The 14,197-nt window shown below is 68.0% G+C and carries 13 protein-coding genes; 7 read left to right on the top strand and 6 right to left on the bottom strand.

The features are described from left to right. Positions 1–281: 281 nt before the first annotated feature. On the bottom strand, positions 282–932 hold the full coding sequence (locus OID54_RS21385; protein WP_329021732.1) for a lipoprotein: 651 nt from the start codon (positions 930–932) through the stop codon (positions 282–284). A gap of 140 nt (positions 933–1,072) precedes the next feature. On the opposite strand from OID54_RS21385, the gene OID54_RS21380 reads away from it, so the two are divergent. Together OID54_RS21380 and OID54_RS21375 are read left to right on the top strand one after the other, a co-directional pair. Next, a complete protein-coding gene (locus tag OID54_RS21380; protein ID WP_329021729.1) occupies positions 1,073–1,630 on the top strand; it encodes a sugar O-acetyltransferase in 558 nt (185 codons plus the stop codon). A gap of 172 nt (positions 1,631–1,802) precedes the next feature. Continuing rightward, the gene (locus OID54_RS21375; protein WP_329021727.1) at positions 1,803–3,515 is read left to right on the top strand and encodes a bifunctional 3'-5' exonuclease/DNA polymerase; all 1,713 of its coding nucleotides are present in this window, start codon (positions 1,803–1,805) and stop codon (positions 3,513–3,515) included. Positions 3,516–3,978: 463 nt separating this feature from the next. On the opposite strand, the gene OID54_RS21370 is transcribed toward OID54_RS21375, so the two are convergent. Then, on the bottom strand, positions 3,979–4,353 hold the full coding sequence (locus tag OID54_RS21370) for a VOC family protein (RefSeq protein ID WP_329021725.1): 375 nt from the start codon (positions 4,351–4,353) through the stop codon (positions 3,979–3,981). 724 nt (positions 4,354–5,077) lie between these two features. Between OID54_RS21370 and OID54_RS21365 the strand changes: the two genes are divergently transcribed. The 4 genes from OID54_RS21365 (at position 5,078) to OID54_RS21350 (ending at position 9,799) form a co-directional block, all read left to right on the top strand. After that, positions 5,078–5,575 carry a hypothetical protein gene (locus OID54_RS21365; RefSeq protein WP_329021723.1) on the top strand — a complete coding sequence of 166 codons (498 nt, stop codon included), beginning with the start codon at positions 5,078–5,080 and terminating at the stop codon, positions 5,573–5,575. A gap of 698 nt (positions 5,576–6,273) precedes the next feature. Beyond that, positions 6,274–7,590 (top strand): PLP-dependent cysteine synthase family protein, encoded by a 1,317-nt coding sequence (locus OID54_RS21360; RefSeq protein WP_329021721.1) that lies wholly within the window; start codon positions 6,274–6,276, stop codon positions 7,588–7,590. Beyond that, positions 7,587–8,891, top strand: a complete 1,305-nt coding sequence (locus OID54_RS21355; protein WP_329021719.1) for an MFS transporter — start codon at positions 7,587–7,589, stop codon at positions 8,889–8,891. The genes OID54_RS21360 and OID54_RS21355 overlap by 4 nt, the downstream gene beginning before the upstream one ends. Before the next feature lie 482 nt (positions 8,892–9,373). Next, positions 9,374–9,799, top strand: a complete 426-nt coding sequence (locus OID54_RS21350) for a hypothetical protein (RefSeq protein ID WP_329021716.1) — start codon at positions 9,374–9,376, stop codon at positions 9,797–9,799. Positions 9,800–9,926: 127 nt separating this feature from the next. Here OID54_RS21350 and OID54_RS21345 read toward each other — a convergent pair whose 3' ends face one another. The 4 genes from OID54_RS21345 to OID54_RS21330 form a co-directional block, all read right to left on the bottom strand. Continuing rightward, positions 9,927–10,598, bottom strand: coding sequence for a histone deacetylase (locus tag OID54_RS21345; RefSeq protein ID WP_443055654.1), 672 nt, complete (start codon positions 10,596–10,598; stop codon positions 9,927–9,929). A gap of 126 nt (positions 10,599–10,724) precedes the next feature. After that, complete coding sequence (locus tag OID54_RS21340) at positions 10,725–11,990, bottom strand: RNA polymerase sigma factor (RefSeq protein WP_329021714.1); 1,266 nt, start codon at positions 11,988–11,990, stop codon at positions 10,725–10,727. Between the two features lie 4 nt (positions 11,991–11,994). Then, on the bottom strand, positions 11,995–12,345 hold the full coding sequence (locus OID54_RS21335) for a YciI family protein (protein ID WP_329021711.1): 351 nt from the start codon (positions 12,343–12,345) through the stop codon (positions 11,995–11,997). A gap of 249 nt (positions 12,346–12,594) precedes the next feature. After that, the gene (locus OID54_RS21330) at positions 12,595–13,041 is read right to left on the bottom strand and encodes an SRPBCC family protein (RefSeq protein ID WP_329021708.1); all 447 of its coding nucleotides are present in this window, start codon (positions 13,039–13,041) and stop codon (positions 12,595–12,597) included. 308 nt (positions 13,042–13,349) lie between these two features. Here OID54_RS21330 and OID54_RS21325 point away from each other — a divergent pair, with 308 nt between their 5' ends. Then, the gene (locus OID54_RS21325; RefSeq protein WP_329021706.1) at positions 13,350–14,156 is read left to right on the top strand and encodes a L,D-transpeptidase; all 807 of its coding nucleotides are present in this window, start codon (positions 13,350–13,352) and stop codon (positions 14,154–14,156) included. The last annotated feature ends 41 nt before the right edge of the window (positions 14,157–14,197 follow it).

Raw genomic sequence — 14,197 nt, 5'->3', positions numbered from 1 at the left:
TCCACAGCCTGTGGATATCTTTTCGCGTGACGCGATCGGACCACGCAGGAGAAAGGACGTACGCCTTCAAGAGCGGCACCCGTGCGTCAAGGGAAACGTCCGTGCCATGCGGTCCACGGCCACAGGGTCGGCTGCACCGATACCGAGGGCGGGATCACGGAAGAGGCCGTTCGGACCGTTCGCGAGTCGTGAGAGCGGGGGCCGAAGGGCCGCTGCCCGCATTCCCGACCTGATGCGGGAACGGAAGACAGCGAGGGGCACAGGCCCCTCGCTGTCGGATTTCAGTTGGAGGTGAGCGTTTTCCTCGCCAGTTCATAGGCGGGCAGCATCGCGTCGTGTTCCGACGAGTCCATTCCCCCCAAATCGAACACAACTACACCCTTGGGTGTGGAGAACGCGAAGGCCCGTTCCTTCCTGGGGGTGTCCAGGAACTCATTGACGTTCAGGTAACTCACCTCCGCCACCTTGAACTCCCCTGCCATCCCCTTCGTGAACACCTCACTCTTGCGATCCTTGGCGTTCTCCGCGACGAACTCCTTCAACACCGCGTTCGGATCGTCTCCCGCCTTCCCGCCGACCCAGATCCGCAGAAAGCCCACGATTCCAGCCGGTTTGGCGTCGATCTCGCACTTGAGCGTGACCGGACCCATGGAGGTCAGCCCGAACTGGGTGTCCTCTTTCACCGCCTCGGCGGTCCAATCGGCGGCGTGGTCAAAGGAGACGGGCAGTTCACAGGGCGAACCCTTGATCCCGACCTTCCCCCCTGCCACGACGGCCTTCGCGGTTGGACTGCTCGTCGCCGATTCCTTCTGCGCATTGCCGACCGGCCGATCGGGTTTCGGTTCCGTCCCGGCCGAACAGCCGGCCAACAGCCCTACCGCAACAACACCGATACCAGCACCGCGTACGGTTCTGCGCATGGCGCGCGCCATGATCCCCCACCCCTGGTTGCATCAGACAGACATGGTCAATCCTAGAGATCCGCATGACCCATCGGGGACCAGAATGGACACTCCATGCAGTAAATCTGGCACCCCAAACGTTTTTGCTTTCGGAGTCAGGAGGCTCACGCATGGGAGAGAACAAGCAACGGATGCTCGCAGGTGACTGGTATCTGCCCCAGGACGCCGAGTTGATCGCGGACAATCAGCGCCGCTTCGAGCTGTGTGCGGCCTACAACGGAGCAGGCGGAGCGAAGCCCGACGAACGGACGGCGATCCTGTCCGAGCTGCTCGGCTCGATGGGCGAAGGGGTATTGATCCGACCGCCGTTCCAATGCGACTACGGCAGCCATATCTCCATCGGGGACCACGTCTTCGTGAATTTCAACGCCGTGTTCCTCGATGCCGCACCCATCGCCATCGGATCCCATGTGCAAATGGGCCCGAACGTACAGCTTCTGACCCCGACACATGAGTTGAACGCAGCCCGCCGCAAGGAGGGCTGGGAGAAGGGCGAGCCGATCACCATCGAAGACAACGTCTGGCTGGGCGGCGGGGTGATCGTCTGTCCCGGAGTCTCGATCGGGGAGAACACGGTCGTGGGCGCGGGCTCGGTGGTGACCAAGGACCTACCCGCCGGAGTGCTCGCGGTGGGCAACCCAGCCCGAGTGATGCGGAACCTCGACTGACCCGGATCGGGACCCTCCACCGAGCCATGAGCGCACCGGATGGTCCGGGAGCCCCCGTACAGGAGGGGAAGGCGAGCACTCGGGTGTCCGGCTCGCCCGACCTCGATCCGAGCCACCCGCGGCCACGCGGCGCACCCCTGCTCTGTCAGACCCTGCTGCCAGACTCAGACCCATGGACGGACGCTGGGCACTGGCGACGGAGGGGGACGGAGCACGGCTGGTCCCCCTCCGCCCCGATGGGCTGCCCGCGGGGCCCGTCGTCGACGAGCCCGATCTGATCACGGCGGTGCGATCACGGCCGGAGGTCGATCGATGGGTCTGGCGATCGACGGCGGAGATCTACCCCCGTCTACTGTCGGCCGGAGTCCGCGTGGAGCGGTGCTACGACATCGAGGGCGCGGAACAACTTCTGCTCGGCCATGAAGGACGGCTGGGTGAACCACGTTCAGCCGCCGCCGCCCTCGCCCGGCTGCACAACGGTCCGGTCCCGGCCGACCCGCCGCAGCGCACAGCCGAGCCCGGCTCGCAGTCCTCCCTGTTCGAACCGCAGCCCGTGACGGTGCCTCTGGAATCGCTGCTGGAGGTGTACGGGGACCAGTTGCGCCGGCATGACGCGGCCGAGCATCCGGGGCGGATGCGACTGCTGACGGCCGCGGAGTCGGCCGGCATGCTGGTGGCCGCCGAGATGAACCGCGCAGGGCTGCCCTGGCGCGCGGACGTGCACCGCCAGGTCCTGCACGACCTGCTGGGCGAGCGGTATGCGGGAGGTGGAGAGCCCCGCCGCCTCGCCGTGCTGGCAGACGAGGTATCGCGGGCCTTCGGCCGACGGGTGCGACCGGATCTCCCGGCGGACGTGGTGAAGGCGTTCTCTCAGGCGGGAGTGAAGGTGCGCTCCACCCGGCGGTGGGAACTGGAGGAGATCGACCATCCAGCGGTCCGCCCGTTGATCGAGTACAAGAAGCTGTACCGGATCTGGGTCGCCCATGGGTGGAGCTGGCTTCAGGACTGGGTGCGGGACGGGCGCTTCAGGCCCGGATATCTGCCGGGCGGCACGGTCTCGGGTCGTTGGACGACCAACGGCGGAGGCGCACTGCAGATCCCGAAGGTGATCAGACGGGCGGTGGTGGCGGACGAGGGCTGGCGGCTCGTGGTCGCGGACGCCGACCAGATGGAGCCGCGTGTGCTGGCCGCGATCTCTCGTGATGCGGGGCTGATGGAGATAGCGGGCCACAAGGGCGATCTCTACGCACTGCTGTCCGACCGCGCCTTCTCGGGCGATCGGGAACATGCGAAGTTGGCGCTCCTCGGGGCGATCTACGGCCAGACCTCGGGGGACGGCCTCAAGAATCTGGCGGCCCTGCGACGGAGGTTCCCCGCCGCCGTGGCCTATGTGGACGAGGCGGCCAGGGCCGGTGAGGAAGGCCGGCTCGTACGAACCTGGCTCGGGCGGACCAGCCCGCGCGCCGTGGGTTCCGATGACGACGGGGAGGCCGGTCTCCCCCAGGAGGACCCGTCGCCCTCGGGGGATTCGATGTCGATGCCCGGCTCGTCCGGGGCTGCGGGCGATTTCACCCCCGGGTACGCCTCCACGAACGCCCGGGCTCGGGGCCGCTTCACCCGAAACTTCGTGGTGCAGGGCAGTGCGGCGGACTGGGCGCTGCTGATGCTCGCGGCCCTTCGGCGGGCCACCGCGGGAATGTGCGCCGAGTTGGTCTTCTTCCAGCACGACGAAGTGGTCGTGCACTGCCCACAGGAGGAGGCCGAGCGCGTGGTGGCGGCGATTCAGGAGGCCGGAGAGCTGGCGGGTCGGACGGCGTTCGGCCACACGCCCGTGAGGTTTCCCTTCACCACCGCGGTGGTGAAGTGCTACGCGGACGCCAAGTAGCACCCGGCGTCAGAAGCCCCTCCACCCGGCGCCGGGATACGCCGGGCATACCCCCATCACCGGGTGATGGACCTCGGGAACGCCACCACGGGAAGGGGCGCCGGACGGCCGTGCACAACGACGATGCGCGACAACCGCTGCTATGAGGGCATTGCCTGACAGCGTTGTCTGAGTGCCCTGTCTGAGTGCCCTGTCTGAGCGCCCTGTATCTGAGTGCTCTGTCTGAGGGCCCTTCCTGAGGACAGTTGCTCACGGTAAGTGCTCGCGCACACGGTACGGCGGCCCCCTCGCGGTCACACCGTCCATCACCGCGAGGGGCAGCGTGTCCGACTGTCGATGGTGGACCGTCGACAGCGGGCGACGGAGTCCGGTCCGGCTGCTACCGACCGAGCCCGATACGCCCCGCGACCGCGACGGCCCTCACCGTAGGTGATCACCCCCGACGGACGGTCCGGTTCCGGGGTTACTTGTTCGCTGCTGCACCCTGACCGGGCGGCACGGGTTGGAGCAGCCCGATCCGGTTGCCGTCGGCGTCCTTCAGGGTGGCGATGAGCTTGCCGCCACCCACGTCCCGTACGCCTTCGACCTCTTCCGCCCCGGCAATGAGCAGTGTTTGCACGGTGTCCTCGATGTCGTTCACATGCCAGTAGGCCACGGGCCCGGTCATCCCTCGACCATGGCCGTGGGGGTCGAGCCCGATGTCCTGCCCGGCAACATGGAAACCGACGTAGTTCGGCTCGTCCACGGCGGGCTCGACCTCCAGCAAGGCCCTGAACAGCGCCTTCGCCTTCGCCAGATCTTTCACGGGATAGATGACCGTCTGGATGCCCTCGGCCATGGCATTCCCTCCTCGTACGGTTCGCGGCTGTCGGCTCAGGTATGCCCCGCAGTGGCGCATCCGCGTGATGGAGCGGGCGAAAAGGACCCGAGTGCCGCAGCCGAACGGGGGACGGCTGCGCCAGTGCGGCCCCCGGGTGGGCGAGGCGATCGACTCGCGGGCACGGGGTTGGGCAGCGGGGCTGAGGGGTGTTCGCGGGCCTGGTCGACCAGCTCGCCGGCGCGGGCTCGGGATGCCCAGTTCGCCCGTGCCGCAAGCCGTTGGTGGCTCACCGCGCGATCTCCCGGATCATCAGAGACTGTCTCGCTTGCCCCTTATGGCCCTACCTTCGCGGAATCAGTCATGGAGGTACGGCTGAATCATGACGTCGCACCATCTGTGGAGGGCTTCAGATAGAGGTAGCGCCGGACACCGCCATCTAGGTCTGCCCACAGCAGGCTCGCCCCTCACCGAACCGGCTCCGACCACGGTCTTTCCTTGGGCTCCCCACCCGGACGACGTGCCGCTCGCCACTCTCGCCAGTGGGCGATGCTGCGTAACTCAAGACCCATTCATCACATGCTCACCACAGTCCCCACCGCGCAACCAGTCCGAAAATACTCGACACATACGCGAGCAGCTGTCCCCCCTCCGTACCCGGGTGCAACAAATGTCCATCACATCGAATTCGACGACACCGAAGGCGAGTTGTCGTTGATCGCACTCAACCGGCTATCATCACGGCATGATTACGGCGCGGCCACCCATCGGTGTTCTGCGGCCCGCGAACTTTCGTGGTCCGCTGCACTTCCTTTGGCTGACCCTGCTCGTATTGGGTTTGCTGTCCACGCACGGCACGAACGCCGAAGGCGTCACCCATCACCCGGCCAGCACCGCTTTCTCGACAGTGAATTCCGTCCCGCTACCGGTCGTCATCCCGACCTCGAATAGCAGCGGCGGAACCACATCACACGAACTGACGGCCGACGCCGGCCCCCCGACGGTGGGCAGCCACGGCGCCCGGCCCTCCAACGAGGTGCACACGGGTAGTTCCGCGCACCACGTCGAGCAGTGCATGCCGACGCAACCGCAGCTCACTCCGTCGTCGCCCATGCCGTGCCCGGCTGCACTGACACAGTGTCCGCACAGCGATTGGTCGCCTCCCGCACCTTCCCTCGACGGTTCGTCGGGCGCTGCGGCCATCCCCGGCGACGCACAGGCACACGACGTCCTGCGGATCTAGACCCTGAGCATTCCGCGGGCCGGGACAACCCCTGGCCCGCCGATCGAGAACTCTCAAAAAACCGCTGCACTCCATTCAACCCCACTGCGCCACGGGGTCCATCAGTGCTGCCCCGGTAATTCTCTCGATCCTCTTCCTCAGGCCATTTCCGCCCCTTCGCTACTCCCTCCGCCAACGATTCACTTCGTGAGTCGGCATGCGAAAGGGAGAGGCTCGGAGGACATATGCCGTCTCGTCGTACCACTTTTCCCGCAAGCGTCTGGTCGAGAATGCGCAGAGCGTTCACCCTGGGTGTCCTCACCGCTCTTGTCGCCATCGCCGCAAGCTGTTCCACCCATTCCGCAACGGTCGGGCACTCCCCTTCGGGAACACCGGCACCCCCGGCCCTGCCCTTGATCGCCGAGGCGACCACGGGCCACGCCCCCGTCGCGCCGAGCCCCTCGTGTCCACCGGACAGCCGCAGTCCGCGAATCAAGCCGGCCGAGCAAGCCCCGTCCGCCCCCACGACCCATACGGCAGAAGGGCATCCACCGGCCCCGGGCAGGGCGGCCGTCCAAGACCTCCGCGGGTCGCCGCCGACTGCTCACGGCACCAGAACCGGCCGGCTCACCCTTCTTCGCATCTCCCGGTGGCGGATCTAGGAGGCCGGTTCGCCCAGCCGCCGAATGACGCCATCGACCGAAGAGAGCCCACAACCCATGTCCTCCCTCTCCACCAACCCCACGGCCGGCACCACGGCACCGTTGACGACGGGCCGATCAACCAACCCGTCCACGAACGCCGCTCCCCTCGACCACCGCGGCGACCCCTCGGCCGTCGGCGCCCTACCCGGCGCGTCGCTCCTCGGTGATTCCTCCCTCACCGCCTCAACGGCGACCGCTCCCGCACGCACCGCGCTGTCGGGGCTGGTCGGCAACACCCCCGTCCTGCGCATCTCCGCCCCCTTCACACCCTCGGACCGCGGATTCTGGGCCAAGCTGGAGGGGTTCAACCCCGGGGGCATCAAGGACCGACCGGGCCTCCACATGGTCGAACGTGCCAGGGCTCGGGGCGAGCTCAAGCCCGGCGCCCGCATCATCGAATCCACTAGCGGCACCTTGGGGTTGGGGCTGGCCCTGGCCGGGATGGTCTACGGTCACCCCGTCACCCTGGTGACCGACCCCGGTCTGGAGCGTTCCATGACCCGCCTGCTCACCGCCTACGGAGCACAGGTCAATGTCGTCTCCGACCCGCATCCGACCGGCGGCTGGCAGCAGGCCCGACGGGACCGCGTCACCCGACTGATGGACCGGCATCCGGATTCCTGGTGCCCCGACCAGTACAACAACCCCGACAACACCACCGCATACACCCCCCTCGCCCTGGAACTCGCGGCCGAGCTGGGACACATCGACGTCCTCGTGTGCAGCGTGGGCACGGGCGGCCACTCGGCCGGCGTATCCCGGGTGCTGCGTCAGCTCTACCCCGAGCTACGCCTCGTCGGAGTCGACACCATCGGTTCCACGATCTTCGGCCAACCCGCCCGCCCCCGGCTGATGCGGGGGCTCGGCTCCAGCATCTACCCGCGCAACGTCGCCTACGACCACTTCAGCGAGGTGCACTGGGTGGCACCCGGCGAGGCGGTCTGGACGTGCAGGCAACTCGCCGCGTCCCACTACGCCACCGGAGGCTGGAGTGTGGGAGCCGTCGCCCTGGTCGCGGGCTGGTTGGCACGTACTCAGCCGGCCGACACCCGGATCGCGGCCGTCTTCCCCGACGGTCCGGAACGCTATCTGAGCACGGTGTACGACGACGACTACTGCTCCGCGCACGGGCTGCTCGACGAGCGGCCGGCCGTGGAACCCGAGGTGGTGGGTCGCATGGACGAGAAGGAAGTCGTCCGCTGGACCCGCTGCCCGGCCGTCGTCGACCCCTTGGAGCCGTCGGGCGCCAACGGCGCCGGGCGCGCGGACGAACGTGCCGCGTCCTCCCCGAGCACCAAGAAAGCGGCAGGAACCGAGGGTACGGACCGATGAGATCGACCATCGGCCAGATCCGCTCGTACGAAAAGAGCGTGCAGCTGCTGATGGTGAATCAGTTCACCATCAATCTGGGCTTCTACATGCTGATGCCGTACCTGGCGGCCCATCTCTCCGGCACCCTCGGGCTGGCCGGCTGGACGGTCGGGTTGATCCTCGGCGTACGGAACTTCAGCCAACAGGGGATGTTCCTGGTCGGCGGCACCCTCGCGGATCGACTGGGCTACAAACCGCTGATCGTCGCCGGCTGCGTACTGCGGACCGTGGGTTTCGCGACCCTCGGCCTTGTCCAGTCGCTGCCCGCGCTGCTCGCGGCATCGGCGGCGACCGGGCTGGCAGGTGCCCTGTTCAATCCGGCCGTGCGCGCCTATCTGGCAGCCGACGCAGGGGAGCGACGCGTGGAGGCGTTCGCCCTCTTCAACGTCTTCTACCAGGCCGGCATCCTGTTGGGGCCCCTGGTCGGAATGGTGCTCACCGGGGTCGACTTCCGGGTCACCTGCCTGGTCTCGGCCGCCGTCTTCGCGGTGCTGAGCGTCGTACAGATCCGCAGCCTGCCCGCGCGCCGGGCCTCGGACAAACCGTCCGCCCGAGGCGAGGGGTCCGTGCTCACCTCATGGCGGAGCATCTTCCAAAATCGCCCGTTCCTGCTGTTTGCCGCGGCGATGATCGGCTCGTACGTCCTGACCTTCCAGGTGTACCTGGCGCTCCCCCTCGAAGTGCGTCGCGTGGGTGGGGACGGTGGTGCGAGCACGGCGGCCGTAGCGGTGCTCTTCGCCGTGTCCGGACTGTCGACCATCGTCTACCAGACCCGGGTGACCGCCTGGTGCACAGCACGGATGCCGGCGGGCCGAGCGCTGGTGTGGGGACTTCTGGCCATGGCGACGGCGTTCACTCCTCTGCTGCTCGCCACCGCACTGCCCGTCCCGGAGGGCAACGTGGGCCGCTGGCTCTTCGCAGCCGTGCCCCCGACGCTGGCCGCGCTCCTGCTCGCCTTCGGGACGATGATCGCGTACCCGTTTGAGATGGACACGATCGTCAGGCTCAGCGGTGACCGACTCGTCGCCACCCACTACGGGCTCTACAACACCATCTGCGGCATTGGCATCACCATCGGCAATCTGCTCACCGGAGTGGCGTTGGACACCGCACGCGGCGCCGGACTGTCGGCGCTGCCGTGGATCTCGCTGATCGCCCTCGGCCTCCTGTGCGCGGCGGCGCTCAACGCCCTTCACAGAACGGGCCGACTCGCCCCCGTGGATCACGCTCCAGAAGCCCTGGCGCCGGCCAAGTCCGCCTAGGACACAAACCGGGTGAGCCGTTGAGTGCGCGGATCGGTGGGTGAGCGGGTCGGTGGGTCGGGGTGGGCAACCGCCCCGCCCACCGACTCCAACACCGGGGCAGCCACTCGGGCACCACCAGCACCGGTACGACCGAGGGTCCTGCTTTGTGGATCATGCCGGGCTCGCTCTCCGGCTTGCCTTCCCGCCGGCTCGGACTCATGGAGCACTCCCGCATGGCCGACGACAACCCCGCGCCAGGCTGTCCGAAAGCCGTTGGCCCTCCCGGCGTTGAACGCCGCAACCGCCCGTAAACGCCCGCTTTCCGCCATGCTCGAAACTACTAGACCAATTTTCAACGCCGCTCTGTACACCATTGCACTATGTGCAGGTCGGCCCTACAGAACGCATATCAGCTATGTCACAATCCGGACGCACCACCCACCATTCACCCTCCTGTGGCCTCACCATGTCCCGTACAGCCACGCACGTCCAGGGGGACCATGCGCACCACAACGACCACCACGGCCATCGTCACGACCCTGCTGCTCGCATCGCTCGTGGGCTGCGGGACCGAAGACGGCACGACTACGCCGGGAACAACGGCTCCTTCCCCCGGGGGTACCGAAAGCGCCAAACAGCGGTTCCTCGTAGGCGCCTTGAGCGCGGACTTCGAAGGCTGGACGGACTACGCACCCATCGAGACCGACCTCGCCCATTTCCCACTGGAATGGTGCAAGGGGCTCAAGGCAGGGCGCAGCGTCAAGTACCTCTTCGATGAGAAGGAGGGGAAGTTGTACCCCTCAGGGAAAGACTGGAACACCATCAAGCCCGACGCCCACAAACTGCTGCTCATCGCCGTGGATACGCACTGCCCTGAGCTGCGGAACCAGGTCACCACGGAGCTTGTCGAAAGCGGCGAGCTCTGAGCAGGACCATTGAGCGGTGCGGCTGACGCCCAGCGGACCGGCCGCACCGCCACCTCCATCGACGCGACCCCGTCACCCGTCACCCGTCACCCGTCACGGTCGCACGGAGACTACGGTCGCGCAGAGATCACGGTCGTACAGAGATCAACTGCGCCACCTCGCACGGCGTCCATGCACCGGCCGCCCCCGGAGCCCGCGCCAAGTACTCGGCCACGGCGGCGCGCTCCCAGGCCCCGCAGGCCAGGAGCCCGGCGGCGAGGTGTCGTAGATAGGCCGGCGACGGCCTGTTGAGCACAGCGCCGCGGGATCGCCAGGGAGCGGTGAACGTGAAGACCGGAACCCCCGCCAAGTACCCCGGGCGCACCAAGGTCTCATAGCGTCCCGGGCCGAGAACGGACCGCCCCTCGGTCAGCGCAGTCCCCAGATCGAGGTCCACGCCGGGGGCTCGGCCCATCTCCTGGGCTGCGATGTCGGAGAACTGCTGCGCAGTGATGAGATGGGCGCGCGCCCAGAGGACCCCTTCGGCATCGGGATCGTAGAACGCCCTTCCCCCGGTCCACACGGGCGACTCGGTGGCGAAGTAGAGCGCCCCGGGCAGCTCCAACGCCATCGAACGCCGGGGCGCACGATGATCACGACACCCCGGATAGGTCCGCGCAGCCCCCATGGGCCTACCGCCGACGAGGTAGTACCGCAGGCGTTCCAGGTCCATGTTGGAACCGTAGGAGGCGTACCAGACCAACCCGGTTCCGGCGGCGGAGACGACGGCCAGGTCCTCCGGCCGGTGCACATTGCTCAAGCGGACACTCCCGACGGGCGTCGTGGACGGATGCCACAGCGGCCCCAGGCTCTGCATCATCCCGCGCGGCGAGCGACGACACGCCTTACTGCGGTCCCCCTGTTGCAGTTCCTCAGAGGGCTGTACTCAGACGTTGGGGTGGGTCCAAGTGTCGAGTCGTCGCTGCAAGTGACGGCGCTCGACGTCGTTACGGGTGGCTTGGATCGCGCGGTGCATCAGTTGCCGTGCCTCGGGGTGCCGGCCGAGTTCTGCGGTGAGCTCGGCACGGAGTGCGAGCAGCCGGTGGTCACCGGGGGCGGCTTGAACGCCGTGGAGAGCTGCGATACCGGCCGCAGGTCCCCTGGCCAGGGCGATCGCGGCGGCGCGATTGGCCAGGACCGCCGAGGACGGGGTCTGTTCGGCAAGCCGGTCGTAGAGGGTGACGATGGCTTCCCGGTCCGGCACGGGCTGGACCTGGAGGGCGGCGATGCAAGCCTGCAGGACCCATCGGCCGGGACGGGTGCCACTTCGGTGCAGGGCCATGGTGGCGAGGTGGAGTCCCTGGTCGATGTCGTCCCAACGCCAGCGGCTGCGATCCTGATCAGCGAGTAGGACCAGGTCATCGCCTTCGGTGCGGGCGTCGCGTCGTGCGTCGGTGAGCAGCAGCAGCGCCGACAGACCGAGGACTTCGGGTTCGTCGGGCAGCAGCCTGCGCAGCAGAACGGCCAGACGCAGTGCCTCATCGCACAGGGCGCCACGGACCAGTACCGGGCCTTCCACGGCCGTGTGCCCTTCGGTGAAGACCAGGCCGATGACGGTCAGCACCGCGTCAAGTCGGTCCGGCCAGGCGGCGCGGGGCGGGATGCCCAGGGTGATGCCGGCATCGCGGATCTTGCGTTTGGCACGGACCAGGCGTTGGGCGACGGTGGATTCGGTCGTGAGCAGCAGTCGGGCGGTTTCGGCTGCGGTCAGCCCGCACAGCAGCCGCAGCGCGAGCGGCACCTGTGCGGAGGCGGCCAGGGCGGGGTGACAGCACGTGAACACCAGCCGGAGCAGGTCCTCCGCAGCGGCGTCGGACCAACGCACGGCGCCGAACGGATCGTCGGGGTCGCTGACGCTGTCGGCTCCCGGTTCGTCGCGGAGCTCATGGGCCAGGGTGGCGAGCTTGTCCACGGCGACGCGGTCGCGGCGCAGCCGGTCGAGGATCCTGCGGCGGGCGGTGGTCTGTAGCCAGGCGCCCGGCCGGTTGGGAATCCCGTCGCGGGGCCAGGTTTCGAACGCCTTGGCGACCGCCTCGGCGGCGGCGTCCTCGGCCCGGTCGAGATCACCGGTCCACCGGGCCAGAGTGGCCACAAGGGTGGGCCACTCCTCCCGGTAGACCTGTTCGACGGCGACCTCGACCGGGCCGGACATCCGCTCAGCCCAGTTCGGCCAGGGACCGGACTTCGACCGAGCCGAAGTCAGCGGCCGGGCAGTCCGCCGCGTACTTCAGCACGGTGTCAAGGACGGGTGCTTCCACGATCCAGAAGCCGCCGAAGGACTCCGCCAACTCGGCGTACGGTCCGTCGGTGAGCAGGGCTTCCCCCTGCCGGTTGCGCACCGTCGTCGCCGTGTCGGCGGGCTGCAACTGCTCGGCACCACGCAGCACCCCGGATTCCGCCAGCGCCTGCGTGAAGGAGACGAATCGTCCCATCGTGGCCTGGAACGCCTCGGGTGCCATCGCGTTCAGGGCGGAATCGTCGACGTGCGACATCAGGATGTAGCGCATGGCGTTCCCTTTCATTGCGGCGGCTGTGCCGCCTCTCACCTGCTCGACGCGCACGTCGGCGAGGGTTTCGACAGCGTAGGGCAGGCATCTTTTTCGCCGGCCAGGAACTGCGGCGCCCAGACAGCCGGGGCATAGAAACGACTCGGCGCCCGGGCGGTCGAGCCCTCGAAACAACTCGGCGCCCGGGCAGCGTGGGCATCGAGACTGTTCGGCGCCCGGGCAGCCTGGCCATGGAAACGACTCCGCCGCTCAGGCGAACCGTGCCTGTAGCGCGGTGAGTGTCTTGTCCATCGCGGTGCCCGCCCGCTTCGGGATGCCGATCAGCCGTACCAGCCGCCGCGCCCGCTTGGCGGTGTAGTCGAACGTCTCCGTGACCTCGGTACCGCCGGGCACCGCCCTCAACTGCCAACGCCACACGTGCCGGCCGCGGTGTCGCCACGCGATCAGGGCATCGTGCTCGAACTCCACGACGGTGTTCGCGGTCATGTAGCCCTTCATCCGCATCCGGAACACCGAGCCGAGTTCCAGCCGCTGAGGCCCTTCGATGACACTCTGCACCTCACCGGTGCCGTCCAAGCCCGGGTGCTCGCCCGGTGCGGCGAGCAGAGCGAAGATCACCGACGGGGTGGCAGCGACGACACCCCGGCGACTCACCAGCGCCGTGGTGGGCATCCCGGGGCGGGCAGTGGTGTTCATAGGGGCCTCCTCTGACGTCTTGCACGGGAACAGGTCGTCACCCGCGCACTCTGTCGACGCGGAAGCGGCCCTCGTTTCGACACACCTCGCGAATCCGCTGAGCTGGGCAGGGACTGGTCGGCGGTACCGGCATCCTCAGTCGCACCTGGACGGTCCGGACCAATGGGGTGGGATCGCTGATGCGTCGGAGTGAGGCCACGGCCGGGCCTGTTTGACAGCCGCCATCAGCGGCTACCGCTCACGGGACACAGAACCCTGCCCGGAGACTGCCGCGAAAGCGAGGGTGACCGGGAGTCGAGGAGCCTGGGATGACCAACTTCCGAATAGCGGCCCGCCTTCTGTGGGGGCTGACAGGCACCGTCTGCCTGGGGGCTCTCGCCGCGGCCCCGACCGCGGCCGTCGGCTCGGCGGCGGGGCAGACCGATGACGGACAGCGGCCCCGGTCGGGACCTGTCTCCTCTGTGTTGGGTACCGCGTTGGGTACCGCGGCCCGCCCGGAGCTAAAGCCCTCCCGGCCCCAGGGTGCCGTGACGTGCACGACGTCGACGGGTCCGTATCAGGAGGAGGTGGAGGATCACCTGGGGCTGGTGGTGGACGGGATTCAGTCCGCGGGGGACTGTTCGGTGATCCAGGAATTCCAACGGAAGCTGGGGATCGTCCCGGATCAGGGGTACGCGGGCCTGTTCACGTACCGCGCGGTGATGTGGGAGCGGGCCGTGGCGGAGGGGGACGCGATCGCCGGGTGCCCGGACACCTCCGGCACGGTGGTCTGTGTCGACATGAACCGGCAGATCCTGTGGGTGGAGGACGCCGGGAAGGTCATCTTCCGGCCGGTGCCCGCACGTACGGGGTCGCCGGACTATCCGACCAGGACCGGATGGCATCAGATCTTCGACCGGCAGAAGGAGTTCTGGTCGACCCTCTACGAAGGGCCCATGCCCTTCGCCCAGTTCTTCGACGGCGGTCAAGCACTGCACGGCAGCTACCGCAACATCTGGGAGGACCCCGGCTCCCACGGCTGTGTCAACCTCCGCTACGACGAGGCCGAAGCCCTCTGGAACGGACTCCGGCTCGGGGACGAGGTCTACGTCTGGGGCCGGCGCACCGGCGGCTGACCTCAGGCGAGCCGAGAAGCGGATGAGCAGTGGACGACGGC

Source organism: Streptomyces sp. NBC_00690, from assembly GCF_036226685.1.
Taxonomy (GTDB): domain Bacteria; phylum Actinomycetota; class Actinomycetes; order Streptomycetales; family Streptomycetaceae; genus Streptomyces.
Note: the sequence above shows the minus strand (reverse complement) of the source record. Positions and strands in the feature narration are given on the sequence as shown.